We start from the raw sequence: 26,187 nt of genomic DNA, 5'->3' as shown, positions 1-26,187 counted from the left end.
CCCTACAGCACGACCTCTGAGTCGTCGCTCACGAAAACCCGCAATCCCCTCGGCCCGTTCGGCGCCCGGCGGATCACCACGTGACGGCCCAGCACACTGTCCATCAGCCGCTCCACCCCCTCCAACCGGCAGCCCTCCAGCACCACGGAGTGCTCGATGCTCACCTCCCGCAGCACGCTCCGTGCCCCGATGGCCGTGTACGGCCCGATGTAGGAATCCGCAATACGGCAGTTCTCGCCGATCACCACCGGGCCCCGTACCACGCTGCGCTCGATCACCGTCCCTTCTTCCACCTCCACCCTGCCCGTGAGCACGGATGCCTCGTCCACCTTCCCCAGAATTCGCGTCCGCGCGTAGGCATCGAGCACCGTCCGGTTGGCCTCCAGTAGATCGTCCTTCTTCCCCGTATCCAGCCACCACCCATCCAGGATCACAGTCTCGACCCGACCCCCCGCATCGAGCAGGGCCTGGATGGCATCGGTGATCTCCAGCTCTCCCCTCCGGGAGGGCCGGATGCGGGCAATGGCCTCGTGGATGGTGGGCCGGAAGAGGTACACCCCCACCAGGGCCAGGTTGCTGGGAGGATCTTGAGGTTTCTCCACCAGGCGCTGCACGCTCCCGTCTCCATCGAGGACCGCTACCCCGAACCGTCGGGGATCCGGGACCTCCTTGAGAAGGATGAGGGCATCTGCGGCGCTCTGAGAGAACCGCGCCGCCAGCCGCGCGACCCCACCCTCGATGAGGTTGTCCCCGAGGAACATGAGGAAGGGAGCGTCTCGCAAGAACGGCCGGGCCGTCTGAACCGCGTGGGCGAGCCCCCCGGGGAACTCCTGCACGATGTAGGTGACCTCGATCCCCCACCGCTCGCCCGAGCCTACCGCGGCCCGTACCATCTCCCCGGTCTCCGGGGAGACGATGACGCCTACCTCCTCGACCCCCGCCTCCGCCACCTGCTCCAGGACGAAGTGCAGGACGGGCTTGTTGGCCACGGGCAGGAGCTGCTTGGCGCTGGTGTAGGTGAGGGGACGCAGCCGCGTGCCCCGGCCGCCGCTCAGCACAAGCCCCTTCATCCTCCCCCTCCTCCATCCCTCCATCTTGGGCCGCCGGACTGTTGCCTGTCCTGCTCCAAACGAACGAATCCATCCGATCGAATTACCGAGGTCCTCCCCCGCGCCGGCGAACAGGTCGGGGGATCCCGGCGTTGCGGGCTGCGGCCTCCGCGGTCGGGCTGGCGGGATGCGCGAGGTGATCCATCGCCGTACACCTCCACCCGGATTCCGGTCTCGAAGGTGGCCGAGGATACAGAGCGTCTCGCGGCTCGCACGTGCGCCTGGACCCGCCTGTAGGGATCCACAGCCTCGGGCTGTCGCTGGACGAGCCAGATGCGGCGACTCTGACGGAGCAGCCCTCGGACCAGTTCGAGGTCCTGCCGGCCGTAGTAGCGGACAACCCGCACGGGTTTTCGGTGTTGGGAGAAGTAGAAGTCAAAGGGCCGTGCCCAGTGCCCGCTCACCACCACGATGCCGTCTCCCGGAAGGACGCGCTGCGCCACGTAGGTCGCGACGGCGCGCCAGGGGCCCCACAGGGGTCTTGGGCCGAAGTAGACCCGGGGTAAGGAGGACAGGTTGAGGAGCAGGAGCGCCGCCAGCAAGCCAAGACCCAGGGGACGGGACCGTGCACGCGTGATGGCCACGGCGACGAGGGCGAGGTACCCGACGGACGCCAGAAGGAGCGTCCTGGGCAGGAGGACGTGGGTTCCGACGGAAATCTTGGGGAACCGGAGGCCTACCAGGGCCGCGACCGCGAGGACTCCGAGGCTTGAGGCGAAGAGCACGACCGCGGAAAGGGGGCGGTTGCGGAGGCTCCACGCCCCGTAAAGGGCCGCGGGGCAGAACACGAGCAGGACGGCTGCCTTCAGGACGGGCTGCCCTAGGGGCAGGAAGTCGCTGGTGAGGGCCACCAGCGCATAGGCGACCTGCTGGAGCGGGAGCAGGATTTCGCCATACGAATCCCCGGGCGCGGTCCGGCCTAGGGCCTGTAAAAGCACAGGAGCCCAGGGGGCGAAGCCCAAGAGGCCAGCGCCCGCCGATGCGGCCCAGGACCGGGCGGGCACAGGGCAGCGGGCGGCCCGGAGCGCTGCCACCGTCATGGCCTCCGCCGCCACCAGGAGGAAGGCGCCGTAGTGTGTATAGAAGGACAGGGCGAGGAACACCGCGTGCAGGGCCCAGTCCACCGCCCTTCCCGTGCGCAGACCCCGGGCGAAGGAGAGGAGCGCAAGGCTCCCCACCAGCAGCAGGAGGGCGTACATGCGCAGGTCCTGAGCGTGGTAGACGTGGAGGGGGGAGAGGGCCAGCAGGAGGGCTGTGACGAACGCCGCCCGCTCGTCCGCCAGCTCACGCCCCAGGGCGTAGACCACGGGAACCGCCAGGGAGCCGAACACCGCGTTGGGAAACCGCAGCCAGAACTCGTCCACTCCGGCTGCAGCTCGCCAGACATGCAGGAAGGCGTAGTACAGGGGCGGGTGGAAGTCGTCCCGGGCCACGAAGGCCACGAGGTCTGTAAGGGGCCGCGCGGCCACGAGGGCGCTGTAGGCCTCGTCCAGCCCGAGGTCCCAGGCTCCGAGCCGGAACAGGCGCAGTCCCGCCGCCAGCGCCACCAGCCCGAGGAGCCAGCGGGTGCTCCTCACGACGCCTCCTCCGGCTGCGGGGCCCTGGCGGAAGCGGCCACGCGCGCGGCAGCTTCCACGGCCCGCGCGATGCGTTCGTACACCGCCTGGTACTCGGGCTCGGCGGCACCGTAGGGGTCCCGGATCTCGGCTCCGTCTGCCAGCAGCCCCAGCAAGAACACCTTATGGGCCAGCCGCGGGTGCTCCTGCCGGATCCGCTCCGCCTCCGCGGCGTCGAAGGCGAACACCACGTCCGCCTCACGGACGAGCTCTGCGGTCAGCCGCGTGGCCCGGTGCGTGCGCAGGTCCACCCCGAAGCGAAGGGCCGCGGCTTCGGCCTCGGGCGGGGAGCAAGCCCCGGGTTGGGCCCGGGTGCCCGCGGACCGCACCTGTACCGAGGGCGGGAAAACCCGGGCCGCGTAGCGCTCCGCGAACGGGCTGCGGCAGATGTTGCCCCGGCAGACGAACAGCACCCGGGAGGCCCTGCGCAGCTCGCGGCGTGCGTGCCCGGCGACGACTCCGCGCACGGGCCTGAAACGCAAGAGCAGGCGTCGGAGCCGCGCTGAAGCCCGGACCGCGAAGGCGCGGACAATCACCGCCAGCTCCGCCCACCCGGGCCCGGCATCGTCGGCGCTGAAAGTGTCCACGCGTTCCCTGAGGCGCAGGAGGTTCTGGACTTCCGCAACCACCTGCCAGGGTGAGGGCGCGAAGGGGGGCAGGGAGCGAAGGGAGGCCACGTACTCGCGCAGCCAGACGAGGTCCAGGGTGAGGTTGCGGGCATAGAGGCCCACCCGATAGCCCTGCGGGAAGTCCCGCTCGCCGTGCACGAGCAGGCGGTAGAGGGCGTAGGGAAAGTCCGCGCTGCTTGCCACCGCCAGCGGCAGCGATCCCCAGAACCGCCCGTTGACCTCCAGGAACACCCACTGCCCGGTGCGGGGGTTGCGGCGGAACTCCACCATGGCCACCCCTGTGTAGCGCAGGGCGCCCAGGAGTTTCCTCGTGGCTTCCAGGAGCTCGGGGTCGAGGGGGACGCTCCGGCGGTAGGAGCTCCCGCCGCCTCGGAGCGGCTCGTGCACCCGCTCGTGCTGGAACACCAGGAGCAGCTCGCCTCGTTCCGCCAGGGCCTCCACGCCCACGCCCACACCGGGGAAGAACTCCTGTACGAGCACCGGCTCCGCCAGCCCCCCCTGCGCGGCGGAGGTCTTGAGGGCAGCGAGGTCGGGGAACGTCCGCACGCTGCGGCGGTGGGTGAGGTCCGGGTAGGCGAAGGTGGTGCGGGGCTTCAAGACCACAGGAGCCGCCAGGTCCAGGTTGTCGAGGTCTTCCGGGCGCACCACCACCTGGCTTCTGGGAACCGGGATACCCAAGGACCGCGCGAGCTCGTAGCTTCGGATTTTGTCGAAGGCCACGGCGCACGCCTCTTCCTCGGGAACTGCGAGCCGCACGACGGCTTCGAACTCCGGACGGTGCGCACGCAGGGGCAGGAGGGTAGGGTCCTCGCAGGGAATCAGCAGGTCGAACCGTTCCCGCTCGACCAGCCGCGAAAGACCTTCCTTCCAGGCGAGGTCGTCCGGGGAGAACGGCGGGAGTTCGTGCACCGCCCGCAGGTAGCGGGAGCGGCGGGCGGGGGAGTCCGGGCTACACCACGCCGCGTGCACCTCGAGGCCCCGGCGGCCCAGGGACCGGACCACCGCGAGGAAGGCCCGGGTGTCACTGCCGAGCACGAGCACCTTGCCGCTCATGGAGCTCCTTCCTGCACCGCGGACGGCGCGGCCGTCCGGTACCGCTCGTAGAACTCCGAGAGGGTGGCGGGCGTGCACGTACGCGAAGCCAGCTCAAACAACGCCTCCAGGTCCCCGTACAACCGCTTGATGTGGTCACGGGTGGGAAACAGGGGGCTTCCGCCCGGCATGAGTTCCGAGGAGTGGACCATGAACTCCAGGTGCACGCGACGTTCCGTCGCCGCCCGGCGCACGATGCGGAGCATGTGGGCGCGGTTGCGGCGGTCCGGCCGCAGCCAGTGCACAGGCGGCAGAAACCGGTTCAGCGCCCGATGCAGGAGGGGAACAGAATCTGCCAGCTGCAGCCACACCCCCAGGGAAGGGAGGCCGGAGGGGACCACGGTCATCGGCACCTCCAGCAGCGGCGAACTTCCGGGTCGGGAGATGTCCTCGAGGTCCACGAAGTAGGGGTCCTCGGGGAAGCCGCGGTAGTCCGGGCCTCCGGCTCCGTGGGGAGCCCCTCGGTGGCCCCGCCACGACAGGTGCGGGGTCACGGAGCAGTCCACGAGGTAGCCGTGCTGGACCAGCAGCCGTGCGTAGGTTTCGTTCAAGCCCCACCGGCCGGCCCGGTGGCTGCGCATGGGTACCCCGAAGGTGTCCCCCAGGAGTTCCGTGAGCACCCGCAGCTTCTGGGCCATCACGGGCTCCGGGTACTCCATGAGGTACGGCTGGAAATGCAGGTCGTCGGACGTGAGAGGGACGAGGGGTGGGTTGTTCCAGGCGTGCGGGTGGGCTCCGATCTCTCCCGCACGCCGGCGAAGGAGGTCCTGCCCGAACTCCCGGAAGGCAGGCGAGCGGGCCATCTCGTACGTCACCAGGTAAGTCGGCCGCAGCCCGTGCCGCTCGCACAGCTGTTGGAAGCGGGGCAGGAACTCCGCGTTCCGGGTCGTGATCTCCCGGGGCCGCGCCCACAGGTTGTCTCCTTCCGTGTCCACGGTGACCAGGAAGAAGGGCTTCATGCCGCCTCCCCCCGCGGGATCCCCGCGAGGGCCTCCCAGAGCTCCAAAAACCGGTCGGCAACACGGGAGATGGCGTACTCCGCGGCTTTCCGGACGTTCCGGGCGCGGAAGGCCTCGCGCAGCTCCGGGTCGGAGAGGAGGCGGACCACGCGGTCCGCCAGCGCCGTCTCGTCCCCAGGGGGTACCAGAAACCCGTTGACGCCGTCTTCCACCACGTAAGGAATGCCCATGACGCGGCTCGCGACCACCGGCAGCCCGCAGCTCATGGCCTCCACCAGCACGATCCCGAACGACTCCACGAGGCTCGGAAGCACGAGGACATCGCTGGCCCGCATGAAGGTGATCACCTGCTCGTGGGGCTGAAGTCCCGCGAACACCACCTGTCCCGCCGTCCCCAACTCCCGCGCAAGGCGCTGCAGCGCATCCCGCTCGTCACCGTCGCCGACCAGGACAAGGAGGGCGCTCGGACAGGACTCCAGGATCTGTGGGAAGGCCCGCACGAGGTGCCCGACGCCCTTGATCCGGAGCAGCCGGCCCACGTACAGCACCACGGGGCGTTCCTCCGGGAGTCCCAGGGACCTGCGGGCCTCCGCGCGACCGAGGCGGTGGGTGTCGTGCGGGCGGAGGCCGTGGGGGATGACCGCCACGGGCCGGTCCGCGATCTGCAACGCACGCCGTCTCAGATCCTCCGTGACGGCAGCCACCCCGTGGCTGTGCCGCAGGGCCCACCGGATGTAGGTGCGTCGGGCCCAGGCGCTGGCCTGGTACAGGTCCAGGCCCTGGACGTAGGTGACGGACGGAATGCGGAGCGCGCGGCCCACGAAGGCCGCGAGGGCCCCGCAGGAGAGGGACTGGCCCTGGACGATGTGCGGCCGCACACGCCGCGCCACCCGCAGGATCATGGCCGCCCGCTGGGCCATGCGGGTGGCGGGGACGGGTAAGGGGCGCAGGCGGACCACCTGCACCCCGGCCACCGTCTCGCGGGCGGGCGCGGCCGCCCTGGTGTTCACCACCACGGTGACGCCCACGCCTCGCGAGGCGAGCTCCTCGGCCAAAAATGAAGTCGCCATGGCCGTCCCCGCGGTCTTCTCGGGGGGGTACTCGTTGGTCACCACCAACACATTCACGGCTCAGCTCCGCGGCAACGGGAGGGCTTCCCAGGAACCGCCCAGCAGGCACCTCACGGATTCCGCAAGCCACGTCCTGAGCCGGAGGTCGCCCGGGACGGGCTGCAGGAGGTCCTGCAGGGTGTAGTAGACGAGCCGGAACCCCAGTCCCACCAGGGCGACGGCGACGTAGGCGGGGAGCCACCGCCGCCCCACGTGCTTTGCGAACAGGTACCGGCGGCTCTGCAGCGAGATGAGGGACGCCCGCTTCGTGCGCCGGGCGTTCACCCCGTAGGCGGCCACCACCCGGACCTGGGGGGCGTACAGGATTTTCCACCCCTTCTGCCGGAACCGCCAGCACCAGTCGAAGTCCTCGCCGTAGAAGAAGATGTGCTCGTCCAGCAGCCCTACCTCCTCCACGGCCGCGCGGCGCACCAGCATCACCCCGCCTCCGACGAAGGGGATCTCCGCGAGGGTCTGCTTCTCGTGGGGCGCGCGTTCGCCCCAGCGCAGGGTGCGCTTGACCCACCGGGCCAGCTGCTGCAGCGACCACTCCGCCACGAGGAAGTGCCAGAAGCCGAGGGTCGAGGGCCCTGGCACGTGGTACGTGTAGAGGGGCTCCCCCCGGTCGTCCACCTTCATGGGGGCCACCACCGCCGCCCGCGGGTTGGCGCGGGCCACGCGGAGCAGTTCCTCGATCTGGCGCGGCGTGATGACCACGTCGTCGTCCGCCACCAACACGAACTCTCCACGGGTCAGGCGGATGCCCGCGTTCTTGCCTCGGGCGATTCCCAAGTTTCGGCCGGTCTCCACGAGCCGGACCTCCGGGAACTCCGCGCGCACCATCTCGGCGCTCCCGTCGGTGGAGCCGTTGTCCACCACCACCACCTCCAGGCGCAGGGGAGACGGCTGGCGGAGGGCCGACAGCCCCACCCGCAGCCGGTCGCGCCTGTTCCAGTTGAGGATGACCACGGAGCAGTCGGGGGGTATGGCTACGGGCAGACCCGTGCGGAGATGGGCCGTCCGGATCATGCGAGGATCCCCTCCTTCCGCACCGCGAAGGTCAGAAGGCGTCGGTAGAGATTTCGGCGCTCTCGGATCCGCGGGCCGGGGCGCAGGCGGTGTGCGAGTTCCCACAGCACGGCCCGCGGAAACGCGGCCAGCATCAGCAGCAGCCGGAACGCCATGACGCCCCACCGCCCGTGGTGCTTGCGCACGTAGCGCTCCTGGGCCTCCGGCCCGCCTGCAAACCGGGGGTCCGGCGCTCCTTGCCGACTTCCTCTCCCGTGGTGCACCACCTCCGCCCGGGAAAGCGACAGGAAGCGCAGGCCGGCCCGGGCGGCCCGAAAGCACCAGTCCGTGTCGGCGCCGTAGAAGAAGTCGGGGTCCAGCAAACCCACCCGCTCGAAGGCGCGGCGCGGGACCATCATGGCCGCGGAGCTCACCCACTCCACCTCCCGATCCGTGCGGTGGTCCCAGCGGCGGTAGTCGTCCACGAGGCCCAACCGGCCGAGGCCGAGGGCGTGAATGAGCAGGGCCTTGAGCGGAAACCGCCAGCACGACTGCTGGAGGGAACCGTCTGGGTTGAGGAGCTTCGGGGCCACGGCGCCCAGGTCCGGCCGCGCGTCCAGCTTCGCGCACATCTCCCGCAAAGCACCGGGCCGCACCACGGTGTCCGAGTTCAGCAGCAGGATGTGGCGGCCCCGGCTGCGCCAGATGCCCAGGTTGTTGCCCGCGGAGTACCCGAGGTTCTCCTCGCTGCGGAGGAGCACCACCTCGGGGAAGTGCTGCGCCACCATCTCCGGGCTGCCGTCGGTGGAGGCGTTGTCCACCACGATCACCTCCACCGCAAGGCCGCTTTGCCGGGCGTCCTCCCGCACGGACCGCAAGCACTCCTGCAGCAGCTGGCGGGTGTTGTGGTTCACGATGACCACGGAGATGTCCACGCTACACACGGCACGCCCTCCGGCATTGCGCATAGATGTCGAGGAGTTCCTCCGCGTGGTCCGCCATGGACCGGGGCGGGCGGGTCTGGGCGGAGAGCCGGCTCACGAGCTCCGGATCCTCCACCACCCGCAGGATCAGCCGGCGCAGGGCCTCCCCATCGCCCGGCGGGAACAGGAGACCGTTGTGCTCGTGGGCGACCCACTCCGGAAGAGCTCCCGCGGCCGAGGCGATCACGGGGATCCCCGCCGCCTGCGGCTCCAGGGCCGTGAGGCCCACGGTCTCCTGGAAGAGGGTGGGGACGACGGCCACGTCGATCTCCTCCAGCACCCGGGGGAGGTCCTCCCGGCGGTAGGGCCCGCGGAACTCCAGGGGACGATTCCCTGCGAGCCGCTGGAGCTCCGCCCGCAGCGCGGGACCGCCGGGCCCGAAAAACAGGAACCGGGCAGAGTCCGCGGGAACCCCCCCGGCGGCCTGCGCGAGGAGGTGGGCGCCTTTGAGGGGCGAGAGGCGACCCAGGTAGCCGAACCGCACAGGGTGCCTGGCGGTCCGCACCCGCCAGCGGACCTGGTCGGTCAGGGCCAGGCCCAGGGGCAACACCGTGATGCGGTCCTGGGGGATCCCGTGGCGCGCGTAGGCTTCCCGTACGAAGTGGGAGACCGCGAGCAGCCGGTCCGCGGCCAGGAGGTCTTGCAGCAAGCGCCTCGCGCGCTCCCCGTGGGCCCGGGCTTCTTGCAGCCGGGGGACGCGGTGGGAGCGGGCCTGCCCCTCCTGCGGACTGCGCGCCCGTGCCCGCAGGTAGAGTTCCGCTCCTCCTTCGACCGCCCTGCGCACGGTCCCTCGGGGGAGGGCGGCAATGAGCCTCCGGTACGCCCTGCGCCGCAGGCTGTCTTTCCCGGCGCAGAACCGGGCGCAGTTCACCCCTCCCTCAGGCCCCGTGCAGGCCGTGCCGTCGGGCCGGACGAGCGAGACCCGGGCGCACAGGGGCCAGAAGTCGTGCAAGGTGAGGACCACGGGAAACCCGAGGCGCTTGGCCACCTGTACCACGGAGCCCGTGAAGCCCATCAACGTGTGGACGTGCACCACGTCCGGGCGCACGTCCCGCAGGAACCCAGCCAACAGGCGCTCCAGGCCGGAGTGGCCGCAGTCCTGGAGCGGGCGCTCCGGGGAGAGGGCAGGTGGAGCCGGAGAGTTCACCACGGCGGCGAACCGGACTCCGCCCTCCGTCCACTGCCGCAGCTTCAGGCCCGGCGTCCAACCCCGTTCGCAGCTGTACAGGTGTACGACCTCGATGCCACGGCCTGCCAGCTCCTGCAGAAGGTCGCGGCAGTACGCCGCCACCCCGCTGCGATTGCGGAAGGGGTGGTCGTAAGTCAAAAACAGCACCCTCATGGCCCCTCGAAGAACAGCTCGTACGGCTGCAGAAACCCTCGGAGGAAGGCCGACCCCCACCCGGACGAATCGAACTCCGCCACCTGCGACCGGTAGGCTCCGAGGGCGCGGCGTTTCAGCTCCAACACCCCGCTCACGTCCGCCCGCACCACGCGCCCCGCGTCCCGGAGGTGGCTCAGGGCCACCACACGGGCGCGCCCGCGCAGCCGCCGCCACATCCACGGGCCGAACCACACGGGGTACTCGTACAGGCGCATGCCCGGGCGCAGGCAGGCGCGCGCCAGCCGGTAGGCGGCCAGGTGGTCAGGGTGGTACTCGCGCCGGTACGGCGCAAACAGCTGGCGGACGCCCAGCTCCCGCACGAGGGCCGCAACCCGCTCTGTCGCTGCGACCAGGAACTCCGACAGCCGCCCGTCGGGGAACCGCAGGAAGAACTGGTGATGGGGGGATACCCCCAGCACCGCGGCTGCCTCCCGGGCCTCACCCTCCCGCAGGGCCGCGGCGGTCGAGGGGTCTGCCCGGACGCCCCGGCACCCGTCGGTCAGGTACGCGACCCACACAGGAAAGCCCCGGCGGACCTTGCGGGCGATGAGCCCGCCGCAGCCCAGGACCTCGTCGTCGGGGTGCGGCGCCAGCACCAGCGTGGAGCCCGCCTCCAGCTCCGCGGTGCGGTCCTGCGCAAAACACAGGAGCAGCCGGTGCATCACAGCCCGCCTGCCTCCCGGATCCTCCCCACCAGGTAGCCCAGGGTCTTCCACGCCGCCAGCTCGTGCCGCAGGGCCTGCTGCGGCTGTTGTGTCGCGTACAGGGCCGCCGCCTTCAACACGTCCTTGACCGCCGCGGACACCACCCCCCGTCGCTGCGAGAAGACCGCCTCCGTACGGCCCTGCCAGTAGGCGCGTCGGCGGAAGAAGGCTCGGGTGAGCCGCTCCGGAGTCACCAGGTGCGCCACGCAGGCCCCGCCGCAGTAGTACACCTCTCCCCCCGCCCGCTGGATGCGCCGGCACAGCTCGAGGTCTTCGCCGCTCAAAAGCCGGTTGCCGAACCGCCCCAGTCGCCCGCTGAACCCGCCCACCCGTTCCAGAGCCTCCCGCCGGACGGAGAGGTTGGCGCTGATGAGGCCCCGGGGGTACTCGATCCGCAGAAGCCCGTCCCCCAGGTCCTGCTCGCTGAGGTAGCTGGCCACGAGCCCGTCGAGGGGAGAAAGCCACGCCGGAAGCGGACCCGAGAACCTGAGGGTGACCCTTCCCCCCACGGCCCAGGCATCGGGAACTTGAGCGTAGGCGCCTGCGAGGGCCATGAGCCAGTCGGGCTGCGCCACCACGTCGTCGTCCAGGAATGCCACGATGCCGCCCCGGGCCGCCGCGGCCCCCGCGTTGCGGGCCGCGCTGGAGCCCTGCACCGGCTCCAGCACATACCGCACCGGCACGGGGGCTCCCCGCTCCAGCTCCTCCACCACCTCCCGGGTTCGGTCGGCGGAGTTGTTGTCCACCACGATCACCTCGTACGGGATCTCCGCCTGCTGGGCGAGCACGCTCCGGAGGGTGAGGCGGAGGGTATTTGCCCGGTTGTAGGTAGGGATGACCACGGAGAACATCACCTACCTCCGCGCAGCAGCTGCCGCAGCACGAGGGGACGGAGCCAACGACGCCGGCGGGACGGCCGGATCGCCTCGGGCCTGTGGAACCCGATGCCGAGAGGCACCATCGGGAGCAGGTTGCCCCGGCGCACAACCCGATAGAGCCGCTCCACCACTTCAATCCGCTCCCTCAGGACCTCCGTGTAGGCGGGGCTGGTGATCAGACGGTCGAAACGAGATCCGAACAGGAGGCGGTGGGCGCGGCCGAGGGGCCCCTGGGAGCGGGCATAGGTGGAGAACTGGGCTAGGTAGAAGGCGGGGTAGACGTCCACCCGGGGATCTACTCCCACGTGGCGCCACCACAGACCCGCGAGGGACGTGGAGGCGGCGAAGTTCCCGTGGCGGGGGGGATACTCGAAGAGGTAGTACCGACCGTCCGCCCACGGCACGCACTCCCGTACGGGCTCGGGGGCCACCACCCCGCTCTGCATCAGGAATTCCGCCAGGCTCCAATCTGCCTCCCGCAGCCTCCGCACCAGCGCCGTGGTGGCTTCCTTTGCCCCCTGGAAATCCGCGACCCCCTCACACGCCCGGTTCCGTAGCCGCTGCACCATTTCCTCGGCCTCCTCGTGCACCGGTTCTCCAAGAAGGTCCGCGGCCAACCGCAGGGAGTGGACGCAGGAGGTGAGAAGCAACAAAAGACCCCGCAATCCTACGTCCCCTCCCTCCAGGGACCGCAGGACGGAACGGACGGAAAACGTGAAGTCCACGTACTCCGCGAGGACGAGCCACGGGACCAGCTCAGAGGGGGGTGGTGGGATGGGGAGGGGTGCACCCCATACCTGCTCCAGACTGTAGAGGCTATGCACCCACCGCACCCGGGACACCTCGCCCTCGGGTACCACCAGGGGCTGGTGGGCAAACAGGTACTGGGCCAGCGCCCATCCCTGGGTGGCCGCCCGGATCCCCTCCAGGGTCCATGCGTCGGCGTCGTCTGCCACCACCACGAGCACGTCCAGATCCGAGATCCCGGGGTGCTGAAGGCTGCCGAACCGGAGCACGGCCCGCACGTGGGGCAGTCGCGACACGTATCCCACGAACCGGTCCAGGACCCGGACGTACTCCGCATGGGTGAGGAGCTGCACGTCCCGGTAGACCCGCACCTATCCCTCCAGGCGCTGCAGGGCCCGCGCGGCGAACCGCCGCACCTCTGCGTAGAAGCCCGTGAGGGCCAGGTATCGGTTTAGCTTGGGCGGGATCGGTGGTGCGTGCCTGGCGACGAGGCGCCGGTACAGGACGGGGTTCCGCAGGTACCCCAGACCCACCGCACGCAGGAGGTGCTCCCGCAGGCCCGGCCGGTAGGACCACCGCGCCCGCAGCTCCGTGGCGATCTCCACCGCCCGCCACGCTCCGTCGAAGTGGGGCCGAGCCCGCTCGAACGCGAACTTCTTGTAGCAGGGCTCGCCCAACGCTCCCAGGTACAGGGCCGGCAGCAGCATCACCCGGGCCAACAGGTCCTTCAGCTCCCACATGTTGCGGGGTGGAGGGCCGGGCCGCGCCAGGCGCCTTGCCATCTCCTCAGCCTGCCACCTACGGGCCTCCGTTCCATCCTCGCCCCTGATCCGGAACTCGGAGGGGCCTACCACCGCGGTGGTGTACGGCAAAACCGCGCTTGGCAGATGAGCGGGCGGGTAGCGGTGGAGGTCGAGCTCGGTGAGGACGAAGTGGCCGTGGTGCTGCAGGGGGTCGTGCTCGTACAGAAAGCGCGTGGCCTCCACACAGCGCCGCGCGCACTCCGCAAGCCGCTCCGGATCCAGCAGCGTTTCCCGCCGCACCACGAGGAGGTCATCCAGGTCCGAGTAAGGGGTGTAGTCCAGGGTGGAGAGGCTTCCGTGCAGGTAAAACCCAAGCAGGTGAGGAGCGAGCTCTTCTCGCACGTACTCCCCAAGCTGCACCACCGCCGCAAGTCCCCGCTCCCGGTACGTCGCAGGATCGAATGCCCGCAGCACCCGCACCTTCCGGTCCGGCTCTGCACCGTCCCGGAGGTGCCGGTCGAGCTCCCGGTACAGCGCCGCGAGCAGCTCCGCCGCCCGCGCGAAGGGCAAAAACCGCACAGACGCCCCTTCCTCCGCGAGCTCCCGAACCCGGCCGGGCAGCGCTCCCTGGAGTTGGCGGAGGGCTGCCACCGGCTGCTGGAGTACATCCCAGGCCACCCGGGTGGCCCGGAGGTCCACGGGCCGCGCCAGCTCCCTCCGGCGGCTTGAGGGCACGACGAACTCACCGTTGAGGAAGGCGTGCAGGGCGCCCAGCAGGGCCTGCTGGAACCGGTCTAAGGCCGCGGGACCCTGTTCGTGCGCGGCCGTGGTCGCCGCAGGGGCTTTGGGTTCCGGTGCGGCCTGCCAGGACCACGTGTGCGGGAGCACGAACCGGCCCGCGAACAGGGCCCGGTTGGTGTCCACCACGAACCGGCGGATCCCCCACCGCCAGTCGTAGGGGGCCGTGAGGGTCTCGTCCCAGATCCCCACATTCACCTCGTACAGGCCCGGCCCAAGCCCCAGCTGCGGCACCACCACATCTACCCACCCGCGACCCTCCATGGCGGGGATACTGAACCCCTCGTTTTTCGTGTCCATGCCCGTGTACACCGTCCAGTCGCTGCTGTTGAAGCTCACGGAGACCTGTGGGCGCTCCACGCGCTCCCGCGCCTCGTACTCCACCCGGACCACCAGGTCCTCGCCCATCCGGAACGCGGACCGCTCCTGTCCGGAACGGTCCATCAGGCGCACCGCGGTGATCTGCACCGGGTGGTCCCTGTGTGGCGCCGGCACTCCGGGACGCAGGGCGGCGTCCGGACTCGAGGCGCCTGCTTCGTCCAGGTAGCGGTAGTAGGCGGCGATGACCTCCGGGGTCGGGCCCTGGGCCGCGATCCGGCCCCCGACCAGGAGGAGGGCGTCCGGGCAGATGCGCTGGACGTTCGCGAGCTGGTGGCTCACCAGCAGGATGGTGACGCCCTGGTCCCGCAGCTCCCGGATGCGGCGCAGGCACTTGCTCTGGAACGCCGCATCTCCCACGGCCAGCACCTCGTCCACCAGCAGCACGTCCACGTCCATGTGGGCGGCCACGGCAAATCCCAGCCGTACCTGCATCCCGGAGGAGTAGTGCTTGACGGGCGTGTCCACGAAGGGCCCGATCTCCGCGAACGCCACGATCTCGTCAAACCGGCGGCGGATCTCCCGGGCCCGGAGGCCCAGGATGGACCCGTACACGAAGACGTTCTCCCGGCCCGTGAGCTCCGGGTGGATGCCGGCGCCCACCTCGATGAGGGCGCCCACCCGGCCCCGGATCCGGATGACCCCCTCGGTGGGGTGGGTGATGCGGGCGATGAGCTTCAGGGTGGTGCTCTTGCCGCTCCCGTTGGGGCCGATGATCCCCAGGGCCCCCCCTCGGGGGACCTCGAAGCTCACGTCCCGCAGGGCCCAGAACTCCTCGCGCCTGCGCGCCCACGACCAGGGGGTGAGCAGCGCCGTGAGGTCGTCCCGGAGGGACCGGTACCGGGCCGACCCTTTCCGGTAGCTCTTGGAAACCCGTTCGAAGCGCACCGCGTAGCTCACCCGCGACCCCCTAGATCACGTCCGCGAAGTTGCGCTCCACGTAGTGGAAGTACCGGTAGCCTCCGACGAGGGCGACCAGGGCCGTGGCGGCTGCGGCGGCCACCAACAGCCCATCGGGGGCCGAGGCCCGCAGCACCGCGGCCCGCCACCCCTCGACGACGGCAGCCATGGGATTCAGGAGCGCGTACCACACGCGGTAGCGTTCCGGCACCATGGCCATGGACCAAACCACGGGCGTGGCGTACAGCCACACCTGCAGGGCGATGGGCAGGACGTAGCGCACGTCCCGGTAGTAGGCGTTGAAGGCACCCAACAGCAGCGACAGCCCCACCATGAAGGTCAGTTGGAGCACGAGGAGGGGGACCAGGTAGAGGGCGTGCCAGCTCACGGACACCCCGTAGAAGGCGAGCAGCAGCCCGAACACCCCCGCGGAGACGAGGAAGTCCACGGCACTGGTGACCATGCTCGCCAGGGGCAGCACCGCCCGGGGGAAGTACACCTTCTTGATGAGGGCGCCGCCGGCGGCCACGCTGGTGATGGCCGAGGAGACCGCGGAGGAGAAGAAGTTCCATGGCAGCAGGGCCGTGTAGGAGAAGACGGGATAGGGGACTCCCTCACTCGGGAGCCGTGCGAACCGGCCAAACACCACGGTGAAGATGAACATCATGAAAAGCGGCTGGATGGCGGCCCACGCCACCCCCAGCAGGGACTGCTTGTAGCGCACCCGTACTTCCCGCATCCCGAGGGCCCACAGCAACTCCCGGTGCGCCACCAGCTCCCGCAGGCCCGCTAGCAACCCTGGCGGTGGATCCTCCGCCCGGATCACCACTTCCGGTAGGGGACGGGTGCCGATCATGCGCTCCTCCGGAGCTCCGCGTGGCGGCGCATGGCCTCCTCATAGATCTCGAGCGTCCGCTGCGCCACGCGGTGCGGAGTGTACTCCCGCACCACCCGGTCCCGGGCCGCCTGCCCCATGTCGGCACGGCGGCCGGGGTCGAGAAGGAGCGCGGCCACCGACTCCGCGAGTCGCTCGGGATCCCCGGGCGGGACGAGGAGCCCCTCCTGCCCGTGGGTGACGATCTCCGGGATTCCGCCGGCGGCACTGGCCACCACGGGAACCCCGCAGCTCAGGGCCTCCAGCACCGTGTTGGGGAAGTTGTCCCAGTAGGTGGGCAGCACCACCACGTGGGCGCGCCGGTATAGGTCCACAAGCTCAGCCCGCGGGACTGGGTCCAGAAACCGCACAGCGCCCTCGGCTCCCGCTTTCCTCAGCACCTGCCGCATCCACTCCCGGGTAGAACCGCTCGGGGTGGTGTGGTCGGAGCCCACGCACACAAACCGGGCTTCCGGAACCCGCGCCAGCACCCGAGGGACGGCCTCTGCCAGGACCAGGACCCCCTTGAGGGGCGCGAGCTTGCCCACGTACAGAACCGAGGGTTCGCCCGAAGGGGGGGAGGCAGCGGGCGAGAACAGTTCAGGGTCCACCGCGTTGGGCACCACCCGGATGCGGCCGGGCCGGATCCCGAACCGCCGCGCCACCGCGAGGGCCAGGGCCCGGCTGGCGCAGGTGTTGAGGGTGGCGCGTCGCACCGCCGCCCGCTCCATGAAGTGCACCACCCAAGCGCCGGGGCTGAGCGTGCGGCCCACGGCCTCGTGCACCAGGAAGAGGGGGGTGTGGAGCCGCACCACGTGCGGGAGCTGCGGCAAGCTCCGCAACGCGGCCAGACCTTCGGCTCCGTGCTCGGGCGACTGCACCACGTCCAGGCCTTCGGCCCAGAAGAGTTCCAGGACCTTTCTGGCCGCGGCCCGGGAGTGCGCGTAAGCGTCGAGGAAGCTCTGCGGGCCCGTGAATGGCCACGCGGCTTTGCGGAGCAAGTCCGGGGGCGACGCCACCCGGTGCACCACCACGCCTTCCTCCAGCTCGCTGCGCGGCACACCCACGGCCCGGGCCACCACGTGTACCCGGCACCCGGTGCGTGCAAGCGCCCGAGCCAGGGTGTGCGTGTACGTGCCGATCCCGCCACCCTTGACCTCAGGCGGGTACTCCTGGCAGAGGAGGCAGATCCGCATGTTCTTGCCTCTCATCGGATGCGGACCGCGGGCGGTTCCGCGGCGGGACCCACGGCAATGGCCCCCCGCAGCATCGCCAGGGCGCGATCGCGCATCTCGTCCCGCTTCGCCACGAACGGCCTCCAGTCCGTCTTCCCGGAGACCAGATGCAGCACCCGGCGCCGGAGGTGCGAGGTCATCCCTGCCCAGGCATAGGGAACCGTCCACTCGCCGAGGCCAAAGGTGCGTACGAATCCGTGGGTGCGCTGATCGAGATCCACGAGTACGAACGGGATACCGAGGGAGAGCGCCACCACCGCGGTATGGAGGCGGGCTGTCACCACCGCGTCCATCTCCTGGAGGAGCGCCAGGTACGACTCCGCGGAGGAAGCGAGCTCGATAGCCAGCCGGCCGTATGCGAACAGGTCTCGTACGAGAGACACGTCCCGGGGGTCGTTGCACATCACCCAGACCTCCAGGCCTGAAGCCACGAGCTCTCGGACGAGGTCCGCCATGGCGCGCCACAAGTTCGGCCCCCGCATATCCCAGAACCGGATGCGCCTCCATCTCTCCCAGTAGGGACGCCGAGGCGGGGGTACCAGGGCAACCCGACGCACCTGCCTGGGCTCCCGGACCGGAAGGCAGAAGAGAAAGGTGGCGGGATCCCCCAGAAGCTGCGCCGTGGAGACGCCCAGGGCTTGCAGCCACTCCAGGGTCACCACATCCCGCACGCCCGAAAACACCGCGTACCGGTTCAGCAGCCGGATCTCCTCCGCCACCTGGGGAGTGGGCGGGGTCGGCCTGCGCGCACCGGGATCCGATCCCGTGCCGATGCCAACGAGGAGCATCGGTACCCGGAGCCGGGGGAGGGCTGAGGGGTCCAGGTGGACACCCCATCGATTCCTCCCCGGAACTGCCTCGTAGAGGTTGGAGCCCCCCACCACCACGAGGTCCGCCTCCCGGTTGGCCCGTTCCACCGTGCGAAGGGTGATCCCGTACGCCTCCGGATCCGATCCCCGGTCGTTCACATCAAAGGAGACGGACACGGCCTCGGGAACCAAGGACCGGAACAGGCGCTCGATGCCCAGAGCCACGAAACGGTCGCCGAGGTTGGACGTGCGGGGATAGAAGTGGTGGATCCTCATGTCCAGCCTCGGAGCGAGAGCCTCCAGGCGGCTCCCCGAAGGGTTTTGCGGACAGAGGCTCTGAGTGCGTGTGCCCACCGCATGCACGGCGACCTTTCGAGGGCTTCGCGCTCCTTCTTTTGACGCTGCTCCGAGATTCTAAGGAGGTCAGCGAAGTCCGCGTCCCGAAGCCATGCGAAGAACGCTGCGGGTTGGGGCCAGGGCGGAGTCTCCGGTATTCGCCGCTGCAGCTCCTGCCAGTGGGGGATGTGCCCGGCGGTCAGCTTGTAGTACCCCTGCAACAGCCGGTCCTGCGCGAGCAGGAGTGCGCTCGGATGGTAGGGCAAGCCGTAAGCCCGGGGATCCGCTCCCGCAAGTAGCAGGGCCACAATGGTTCGCACGCACTTCTCGCAGCGGCCGCAGTTGAGGCCAGACGGGGGAGGTGCGAGGCAGATCCGGAGGGTGGGCTTCACGGATCTGGACCCGTAGTAAGGGATGAGGAGGTCTCGGATCTTCTCGAACCGGGAGAGATCGTTCGAGTCGTGGGTCACCGCAAGATCCGCCCATCGGACCCGGGAGTCCAATTGGGGGTGGGATCCGTGCGGCCGACGGACGTGGCGCGGGTATGTGGCCGCAATGAGTACCCGGTTCCACCCCGCGGCTGCCGACAGCGGCGCCAGAAGGCCGAGGAGGGCAAGGCCATGCTGGATGCCGGCCCACCAGGAGCGACCCAGTAGGGCCGGAGAGAAATCCGCGTTCAGCTCCGCAGAGTTCAGGACTTCCCGGAAGTTGGACCGGACGGTGTGCAGGACCAAGCCTTCTGCCACAGCGAGCCGCCGGTTCGCCTCGAGAGCCCGGACCCACTGCCTTCGATCCCGCAGCGGGATATCGGCCCCGTGGATCATGACGAGGTGCGGGTTCTCCAGCCGATGGCGGACCAGGGAAGCGGTGGAGTCCACACCCCCGCTGAACAGCAGACCCACCTCGTTCCCCCCGATCCGGTTCCCCTCCACCTCCTCCGCCAGCACCCGTGTGGTGCAGGGGAGGGTGGGGTAGAACTCCGAGATCTTGTCGCGTAGGTCCTCAAGAGCCTGGAGGAATGCGGCGTCTACGCATGCGAGGCGGAGGTCCGCTCCCGTGGCCCAGCAGACGGGGGCGGCGTTTGCGATGGCGGGAAGGACCAGCAAGGAGGCCGGAGCATGGCCCACGGGCTGACTGTAGGCGACCTCGAAGCCGTGGACCCGGAAGTACCGGGCGACCCCTGGGGAGGCCTCGATGCGAACCCGTACGGTTCGGGAATCTACGAGTTCAGGTCTGCCGATCGCGATCCACCCGCTCACGTTGCCACCTCCACGCGGTCGGTCACCCTCGCCACCACGGCGTATGCGTCGGCGTACCGTGCGGCCACCTTCTGCCAGTCAAGAGCAAGGGCGGAGGCACGAGCGGCCTCACCGAGCCGTGTGCGGAGGCGAGGATCACGCAACAGCCGCAGGATCCGTTGGCTCAGCGCCTTGGGGTCTTCGGGCGGACACAAAAGGCCGTTTTCGCCGTCCCGCACCGCGTCCCGGTTGCCGGGAGCGTCCGTGACCACCACCGCGCACCCCGCGGCCAGGGCCTCGAGTACTGCGAGGGAGGAGCCTTCCATCCGGGACGGAGAGACGTACACGTCGCAGTCCCGGTAGGCGTCTACCACCTCCTCGGGGGGGAAGAGGGGAACCTGGCGGCCGTCGAACCGAGGGCTGAGCTCCTCTACGAGGTGCACCTGACCCCGGAGGCCAAGGCGCTCGGCGAGAGGACGGAGCTGGGTCACCCCCCGGCCGACGACGGCACAGTGGACCCGCGGCTCGTCTTGGGCCACCAAGCGCGCGGCCTCCAACAGGAGGTCGAATCCCTTCTTGGGGTGGTTGCGGCCCACGGCGAGGAGGAGCGGAGCTTCGGGAGGGATCCCGAGCCGGGCCCGGAACCGGCCCCGGGGACGTTCCTGGGAGAGCCGCCGGACGTCCACCCCGTTGGGGATGTCGAAGACGGGTCGGGGCGGGGCGAGCATCTCGCCGATGGCCGCCCGCACCGAGGGGCTGATGGCCACAAGCCCGTCTGCGTCGTTCGCGGTGAGCCGGATTTTGCGGTCGAGTTGGGGGTCCAGGCGCAGGCCGTACCCGATGGCGGGGTCGGTCTGGATGTCCGTCCCGTGGAAGGTCAACAGGAGCGGGGCACCCACCACCCAGCGGTGGCGCACGAAGGCGGGGCCGAGAGGCAGGGCGAAGTGCAGGTTCAAGACGTCGAACCGCCCCCGCATCCGCGCAAGCGTCCCCAGAAGGAACGCTTCGCCCAACCGGTCGTTGCGGTTCAGCAGGGTGAGGGTGCCGGGCAGGAACGTCTCCAGGCGGTAGGGGAGAACCCGCCGCAGCCGGGCGCTGTAACGGGGCGCGAGCACCGTGACCGCGTGCCCCAGCTCCACCAGGGCCAGGGCCAGCTGGTGCACCACGATCTCCGCCCCACCCACCTGCGGCAGGAAACTGGAGGTCACGAGGCAGATCCTCATACCGCTTCCTCCACGGGCCGCTGCGCAAGCACGATCCAGCCGATGGCGTCGGTCCGGTCCACCCAGTCGAACAGCCGGGAGGCGGCCAAGGATGCCGCGGTCATGAGCAGGTAGAGGCCCATCACCGCAGCACGCGCCAGAGGCCGCGGCAGGAGCTTCAGGGCCCGGGCCAGCGTCTTGCAAGTGACCTCCGTGAGCCGGGCCCCGCACAGCGCGAACACCCCGCCGATCCGCTCCGCCCGCACGACACGCAGGCCCGCCCGGTCCAGCAACAGCGCAAGCCCGTAGCGGGTGAACCGGAAGTAGTCGTGGGGCTCGTAGCAGTGCTCCAGGACCTCCGTACACAGGACCGTGTCCGCGACCCGGTCGCGGAACGGAAGGCGGTGGGCGGACCCGACCACGTCCGGACGCCGTCGGGCGTCCACATCCATCCCCACGTACCGATCGACGTGGGGGAGCAGGAAGAAGATGAAGTAGGGGTAGGCCGAGAAGAGCAGGTCCAGGTCCCAGGCGCGCACGGCCTATTCCCTCCGGGCAACAGAAACCGCGCCCGCTCCCCGTGCGCGGCGGGCCTGGAAGTCCGCCACCGTCTCTCGCAGCCCTTCGAGGAAGCTCACCTCCGGTTCGTAGCCGAGCACCGCGCGGGCCCGGGAGATATCCGCCAGGGTGATGCGCACATCCCCGGGCCGGGGTGGGGTGTGTCGGACCGGGAGGCGACGGCCGAAGATTTCCTCCAGGGCCGAGATGAGGTGGAGGATGGAGTACGTCTCGCCTGCCCCTACGTTGAGCACCTGACCGGCGGCATGCGGGGCAGTGCTGGCCAGCAGGGTGGCCTGGACCACGTTGCGTATGTAGGTGAAGTCCCTCGACTGTCCGCCGTCGCCGTGGACTTCCAGAGGCCGATCCTCCACGGCCGCGGCGATGAACCGGGGGATCACCGCCGCGTAGCGGGAAGCCGGGTCCTGCCGGGGCCCGAACACGTTGAAGTACCGGAGGCTCACGGTCTCCACTCCGTAGAGCTCGTAAAACACCCGGCAGTAGTGCTCGCCCGCGAGCTTGCTCACCGCGTAGGGGGAGATGGGAGCTGGTGTCATGGTCTCCACCTTGGGCACCTCCAGAGACGCCCCGTAGACGGAGGAGCTGGAGGCGAACACCACCCGCCGCACCCCGGCTTCCCGGGCCGCGAGGAGCAGGCGCAGCGTGCCCGTGACGTTCACCTCGTGGGTCGAAAGGGGATCGTCCACGGACCGCGGCACCGCCCGCAGGGCCGCCTCGTGGATCACCACCTCCACCCCCGCGCAGGCCCGCCGCAGAGCCTCGGGATCGCGGATGTCTCCCACCAGGAGCTCGCACCGGTCGGTGACCGCCACCAGCTCGCCAGGAGCCGGCGGCCGCAGGGATCCGGGCGCAAGCCCCAAGGCCTCCTCCAGGTTCCGCAGGCTCCCCGTGCTGAGATCGTCCAGCACCCGGACGCTCTCTCCCGCCCGGACGAGGGCCTCCACCACGTGGGACCCGATGAATCCCGCTCCGCCCGTGACTAGGTAAGCCATCCTACCTCCTCCGGATCGGGCTGAGAGGGGCGGATGGGGCTGCCCGGCTCCACCACCCGGAAACCCGCCGCGGCCAGCTGCCGTGCGATCCCCATTCCCCGGCCGTCCACCACGAGGGGCCGCCGCACCCGGCGGCGTACCTCCTGCCAGTCCAGGTCCCGGTACTCCGGCCAGTCCGTGAGCACCAGCACCGCGTCCGCGCCCCCCGCGGCCTCATAGGGGTCCGGAAAGCAGGCCAGGGCCGGGATCCGCTGCCGGGCCCGCTCTGCGGCCACGGGATCGTGCACTCGGACCGCGGCCCCCCGGGCCATCAACCGCTCCACGATGGAGATCGCCGGGGACTCCCGCACGTCGTCCGTGCCCGCCTTAAACGCAAGCCCCAGCACCGCTACGGTCTTTCCGCTAAGCCCGCCAAGCAAGGCCTCCACCCGATCCACGAACCGTCGCCGCTGGCCCTCGTTCACCCGCAGCACCGCCTCCAGCAGAACCGGCTCCAGGAGGTACTCCCGGGCGAGCTCCGCCAAGGCCCGCACGTCCTTCGGCAGGCACGATCCCCCGAACCCGATCCCGGCCCGCAGGTAGTGCGGGCCGATGCGGGGATCCAGCCCCAGCCCCTCCGTCACCACCCGCAGATCGGCACCCACGTGCTCGCACAACGCAGCGATCTCGTTGATGAAGGAGATCTTCGTGGCCAAAAACGCATTGGCAGCGTACTTGATCATCTCCGCCGTCGGCGGGTCCGTCAGGAGCACGGGCGCCCCCAGGGGCTCAAAGAGCTCCCGGAGCCGCCGCGCGGCGAACGGGCTCCGGGTCCCGATCACCGTCCGGTGGGGGTGGAAGAAGTCCGCCACCGCACTGCCTTCCCGCAGGAACTCCGGATTGCACGCCACGTGGAACTCACCGCACCGCCCGAGCCGGCGGGCCACCCGATCCGTGGTGCCCACGGGAACCGTGCTCTTAATGGCCACGATGCGTGCCCCATCCCGCAACCGGCTGAGGCCCTCCACCACCTCTTCCAAGGCTGAGAGATCCGCCTCCCCGTTGCGGCCGGAAGGCGTCCCCACGGCACAGAACACCACCTCCGCGCCCTCTGCGGCCTGCCCCAGCTCTCCGGTAAACGTCAGCTGTCCGCTCCGCATCCCCTCCCGCAGGAGTTCCACAAGGCTCGGCTCGTAAAACGGGCAGCTGCCCCTCCGAAGGGCTTCCAGCCGCTCCGGGTCCTTCTCCGCGCAGGTCACCCGGTGTCCCAGCTGCACCAGGCACGCGGCCAGGGTGAGGCCCACGTAACCGGCTCCCACTACGCAGATCTCCATCCGCCCTCTAGCCTCCTGGGATCGAACTCCGGCCGGCCCAGCACCCTCCGGACGGGCTCCGGCTCGGGAACCGTCTGGACCACGCACCGGTGCACCGCCGCCACCAGCCCCAGCAGCAGGAAGAAGAAGGCCCCGGCCCGGGCCGCGGAGATGGAGGGGCTGAAGAGGCTATACAGCCCGTAGCCCACGAGACAGTTCTGCAGCCCGGCGATCAGGGGAAGGGCCGGAGAGCCCGAGGCCCGCGCGGCTCGGTGGGTCTTCCGGACGGTGCGTACCAGAGTCACCCCCAACCACAGGAAGATCGAAAACCCCAACAGGCCGGTGGTGACCAGTTGTAGGGCGTACTCGTTGTCCACGCTCCCCAGCGATACGCTCGCAAGCCCCCAGCCGAAGATCGGAGATCGCGGAAGGGCCAATGCGGTGTAGTGGAGGCCGGGTTGGAACCGCTGAGGGAGGTTGATGCCCGAGCCGTACGCCTCGCTGTATGAGACGTCCGCAAACGCCTCCCGCAGGCTCAGCACCCGGGCCGCCACGTGCTCGGGAAACAGCACTGGTACCAGGAACCATCCCACGGGCAACAGCAGCAGGAGGCTGCGCTTGCGGGAGAGCCCAACCAGAAGCAACATGGCCAGCGTAGAGACCAGGAAGTTGCGGCCCAGGCTGAAGGGCAGGACGTACAAAGAACCCAGCAGAAGACCTCCGAAGAGGGCGGAGGTTGCAAACCGCCGCGAGGCCTCCAGGAACCCGAGCGCAAGCCCGACGTTCAGCATCGCCGCAAGCCCCGGTTCGTGGACCGGACTTCCTTCCGGACCCAGGGCCATGTGTCCGGTCTCGTGGAACCGCAAAAGCGCATAGAGGTTCAGGGCAACAAGAGATGCCATGAAGACGTAGGTCATCTTGCGGGCATCGTCCAGGGTTCGCAGGATGTCCGTGATCACGAAGAACAGCAGCACCAGCTCGAGCCGCTTCAGGGCGTGGAAGCCGGAGGCGGTCCAGGGATGGGTGCTCCACAGGTTCGCGGTCCCGATGGCCGCCCCCCAGAGGGTGGCCGCCGTACCGGCCAGCACGTACAGCACGAGCGGCGCATCCAGCGGGGTTCCGGTCCGCCCCTCACCGGCCCGCCGGATGGCCCAACCCAGGACCAGGGCCACCATCATGAGGTCCTCGGGCCGCACGGAGATGGAGCCCACGGGCAGCTCGGGCCCCAAGGCCATAGCGGGCGGGATCCAGAAGAGGGCACCGCGGGGGTTGAGGACCGCGAGGACGGTGTACATCCCCGCGAAGACGATCCCCAGAAGTTGCGGGCTCATCTCCGGCATCACGCCGCCTCCGTCCACCGCCAGACGCTCCGCAGAGCAAAGGCGGCAAACAGCACGAGGCTGGGGACCATGGGGAGCGCATACCGGGAGGCCCCGCTGAAAACGAGGGCTACGAGGTTAGTGAAGACCACGAGCCATCCCAGCAGCCCCACGGGTTTGCGCCGTGCCCAAGCGAGAAGCCATCCCACGGCCGCAGCTGGGTACAGCAGCACCTGGAAGACCGCTATCCCGAGTGGCACGCTCAGCCCCCCTTCGTCCGCGGCCCGGGAAAACCCGTAGAGGCGCGCGAGCTTGCGGCCCAGCAGGCGCAGGTAATCGCCGGGGTGCTCCCGGATCCACCGAAACGCTTCCCGGAAGTAGATCCTGGCCTCCTCCACGACCCCGAGGTCTCGCCACCCGTAGTGCCCGTCATCGGGAGGCCAGCTGCCCGTCCACGTCCTGCGCGTGGGCCAGACAAGCCCTCCGTCCGCGTGGGGGTTGTTGCCTGCCCAGAACACCATGGCTCCGTTGCTCTGCACGGGCACAAAGGCCTGCAGCACTACCGCGTTCCGCACGGTCCAGGGGAGGAGCGTCAGCATACATCCCGTCACCACTAGCCCCGCCAGGCTGTACGATCGTTGGGTATGCACCCCCCACCGGAGCGCACACCACAGGAGGAGGAAGGGCAAAAACCCCAGAAACACCGCCCGGGTGAGGGCTCCAAGCCCCACCAATCCTCCCAGGCCCATAGCTCCCCACGCCGAGGGATAGTCCGCGAGCCGGTATGCCTGCAGGAGCGCGAGCAGGAGGAGAGGGAAGAACAGGTTCTCCGTCAGGTGCAGCCCGGCAAGATACGCCGCGGCGGGGTGCACCGCGAGGAGGACCGCACCCAGCAGGGCCGTGGGGAGATCGAAGAGCCGACGCCCCACGGCGTACAGCACCACGCACCCTGCCGCGCCGAGCGCGATCTGTACCACCCGTATCCAGACCGGCGCGCGGAGGATCCCGTACAGGGCCGTGAGAAAGAGGATGTACAGGGGCGGCGTGGTGGCGGTAGGCTCCCCGTCCAAAGTGTATCCGCGGCCCGCCAGCAGGTTGTGCACCAGGGTCATGTGGATGCGGCTGTCGGAAGCGGGCTCCGCGGATGCAGGAGTCGACCAGCCCACCGTGAGGTCCACCACGAGAAGACGCACCAGGAACGCGAAGAGGAAGACCCCGAGGGGGACCGCGAGGGTCCCGGAGCGCCAGCCGGCCAACGACAAGGAGCGAACCCC

22 protein-coding genes are annotated in these 26,187 nt (G+C 69.9%); all 22 read right to left on the bottom strand.

Going from position 1 to position 26,187, the window contains the following annotated elements:
* Nucleotides 1-2: 2 nt before the first annotated feature.
* From N0A24_06740 to N0A24_06635, 22 genes are read right to left on the bottom strand one after another with little or no spacing between them, the layout of a single operon-like run.
* Nucleotides 3-1,070 carry a glucose-1-phosphate thymidylyltransferase gene (locus N0A24_06740; GenBank protein ID MCS7173078.1) on the bottom strand — a complete coding sequence of 356 codons (1,068 nt, stop codon included), beginning with the start codon at nt 1,068-1,070 and terminating at the stop codon, nt 3-5.
* Nucleotides 1,067-2,686 carry a glycosyltransferase family 39 protein gene (locus N0A24_06735; GenBank protein MCS7173077.1) on the bottom strand — a complete coding sequence of 540 codons (1,620 nt, stop codon included), beginning with the start codon at nt 2,684-2,686 and terminating at the stop codon, nt 1,067-1,069. The genes N0A24_06740 and N0A24_06735 overlap by 4 nt, the downstream gene beginning before the upstream one ends.
* A complete protein-coding gene (locus N0A24_06730; protein ID MCS7173076.1) occupies nt 2,683-4,407 on the bottom strand; it encodes an ATP-grasp domain-containing protein in 1,725 nt (574 codons plus the stop codon). Before N0A24_06730 ends, N0A24_06735 begins: the two co-directional genes overlap by 4 nt.
* Nucleotides 4,404-5,405, bottom strand: a complete 1,002-nt coding sequence (locus tag N0A24_06725) for a deacetylase (GenBank protein ID MCS7173075.1) — start codon at nt 5,403-5,405, stop codon at nt 4,404-4,406. Before N0A24_06725 ends, N0A24_06730 begins: the two co-directional genes overlap by 4 nt.
* Nucleotides 5,402-6,532 carry a glycosyltransferase gene (locus tag N0A24_06720; GenBank protein ID MCS7173074.1) on the bottom strand — a complete coding sequence of 377 codons (1,131 nt, stop codon included), beginning with the start codon at nt 6,530-6,532 and terminating at the stop codon, nt 5,402-5,404. The genes N0A24_06725 and N0A24_06720 overlap by 4 nt, the downstream gene beginning before the upstream one ends.
* A gap of 3 nt (nt 6,533-6,535) precedes the next feature.
* Complete coding sequence (locus N0A24_06715) at nt 6,536-7,543, bottom strand: glycosyltransferase family 2 protein (GenBank protein ID MCS7173073.1); 1,008 nt, start codon at nt 7,541-7,543, stop codon at nt 6,536-6,538.
* The gene (locus tag N0A24_06710) at nt 7,540-8,466 is read right to left on the bottom strand and encodes a glycosyltransferase family 2 protein (GenBank protein ID MCS7173072.1); all 927 of its coding nucleotides are present in this window, start codon (nt 8,464-8,466) and stop codon (nt 7,540-7,542) included. Before N0A24_06710 ends, N0A24_06715 begins: the two co-directional genes overlap by 4 nt.
* Nucleotides 8,459-9,847, bottom strand: a complete 1,389-nt coding sequence (locus tag N0A24_06705) for a glycosyltransferase family 4 protein (protein ID MCS7173071.1) — start codon at nt 9,845-9,847, stop codon at nt 8,459-8,461. The genes N0A24_06710 and N0A24_06705 overlap by 8 nt, the downstream gene beginning before the upstream one ends.
* Nucleotides 9,844-10,551, bottom strand: a complete 708-nt coding sequence (locus N0A24_06700; GenBank protein ID MCS7173070.1) for a PIG-L family deacetylase — start codon at nt 10,549-10,551, stop codon at nt 9,844-9,846. Before N0A24_06700 ends, N0A24_06705 begins: the two co-directional genes overlap by 4 nt.
* Complete coding sequence (locus N0A24_06695; GenBank protein MCS7173069.1) at nt 10,551-11,444, bottom strand: glycosyltransferase family 2 protein; 894 nt, start codon at nt 11,442-11,444, stop codon at nt 10,551-10,553. Before N0A24_06695 ends, N0A24_06700 begins: the two co-directional genes overlap by 1 nt.
* A complete protein-coding gene (locus N0A24_06690; protein MCS7173068.1) occupies nt 11,444-12,589 on the bottom strand; it encodes a hypothetical protein in 1,146 nt (381 codons plus the stop codon). Before N0A24_06690 ends, N0A24_06695 begins: the two co-directional genes overlap by 1 nt.
* The gene (locus tag N0A24_06685; GenBank protein ID MCS7173067.1) at nt 12,590-15,037 is read right to left on the bottom strand and encodes an ABC transporter ATP-binding protein; all 2,448 of its coding nucleotides are present in this window, start codon (nt 15,035-15,037) and stop codon (nt 12,590-12,592) included.
* Nucleotides 15,038-15,047: 10 nt separating this feature from the next.
* Entirely contained in the window at nt 15,048-15,893 is an 846-nt protein-coding gene (locus N0A24_06680; protein MCS7173066.1) for an ABC transporter permease, read from the bottom strand.
* On the bottom strand, nt 15,890-17,107 hold the full coding sequence (locus N0A24_06675) for a glycosyltransferase family 4 protein (protein MCS7173065.1): 1,218 nt from the start codon (nt 17,105-17,107) through the stop codon (nt 15,890-15,892). Before N0A24_06675 ends, N0A24_06680 begins: the two co-directional genes overlap by 4 nt.
* A gap of 11 nt (nt 17,108-17,118) precedes the next feature.
* Complete coding sequence (locus N0A24_06670; GenBank protein MCS7173064.1) at nt 17,119-18,231, bottom strand: polysaccharide pyruvyl transferase family protein; 1,113 nt, start codon at nt 18,229-18,231, stop codon at nt 17,119-17,121.
* Nucleotides 18,228-19,550 (bottom strand): hypothetical protein, encoded by a 1,323-nt coding sequence (locus tag N0A24_06665; protein MCS7173063.1) that lies wholly within the window; start codon nt 19,548-19,550, stop codon nt 18,228-18,230. The genes N0A24_06670 and N0A24_06665 overlap by 4 nt, the downstream gene beginning before the upstream one ends.
* Nucleotides 19,547-20,752, bottom strand: coding sequence for a glycosyltransferase family 4 protein (locus N0A24_06660; protein MCS7173062.1), 1,206 nt, complete (start codon nt 20,750-20,752; stop codon nt 19,547-19,549). The genes N0A24_06665 and N0A24_06660 overlap by 4 nt, the downstream gene beginning before the upstream one ends.
* Complete coding sequence (locus N0A24_06655) at nt 20,749-21,270, bottom strand: class I SAM-dependent methyltransferase (GenBank protein ID MCS7173061.1); 522 nt, start codon at nt 21,268-21,270, stop codon at nt 20,749-20,751. Before N0A24_06655 ends, N0A24_06660 begins: the two co-directional genes overlap by 4 nt.
* 3 nt (nt 21,271-21,273) lie before the next feature.
* A complete protein-coding gene (locus N0A24_06650; GenBank protein MCS7173060.1) occupies nt 21,274-22,302 on the bottom strand; it encodes an SDR family oxidoreductase in 1,029 nt (342 codons plus the stop codon).
* Nucleotides 22,290-23,615: a UDP-glucose/GDP-mannose dehydrogenase family protein gene (locus N0A24_06645; protein MCS7173059.1), complete on the bottom strand. Its 1,326-nt coding sequence runs from the start codon at nt 23,613-23,615 to the stop codon at nt 22,290-22,292. The genes N0A24_06650 and N0A24_06645 overlap by 13 nt, the downstream gene beginning before the upstream one ends.
* Complete coding sequence (locus tag N0A24_06640) at nt 23,600-24,934, bottom strand: hypothetical protein (protein ID MCS7173058.1); 1,335 nt, start codon at nt 24,932-24,934, stop codon at nt 23,600-23,602. The genes N0A24_06645 and N0A24_06640 overlap by 16 nt, the downstream gene beginning before the upstream one ends.
* On the bottom strand, nt 24,934-26,175 hold the full coding sequence (locus tag N0A24_06635) for a glycosyltransferase family 39 protein (protein MCS7173057.1): 1,242 nt from the start codon (nt 26,173-26,175) through the stop codon (nt 24,934-24,936). Before N0A24_06635 ends, N0A24_06640 begins: the two co-directional genes overlap by 1 nt.
* Nucleotides 26,176-26,187 lie beyond the last annotated feature (12 nt).

The sequence above is a fragment of the Armatimonadota bacterium genome, assembly GCA_025059775.1.
Lineage (GTDB): Bacteria > Sysuimicrobiota > Sysuimicrobiia > Sysuimicrobiales > Sysuimicrobiaceae > Sysuimicrobium.
The sequence above is the reverse complement of the archived record's forward strand: the minus strand, read 5'-3'. Positions and strand labels throughout refer to the sequence as shown.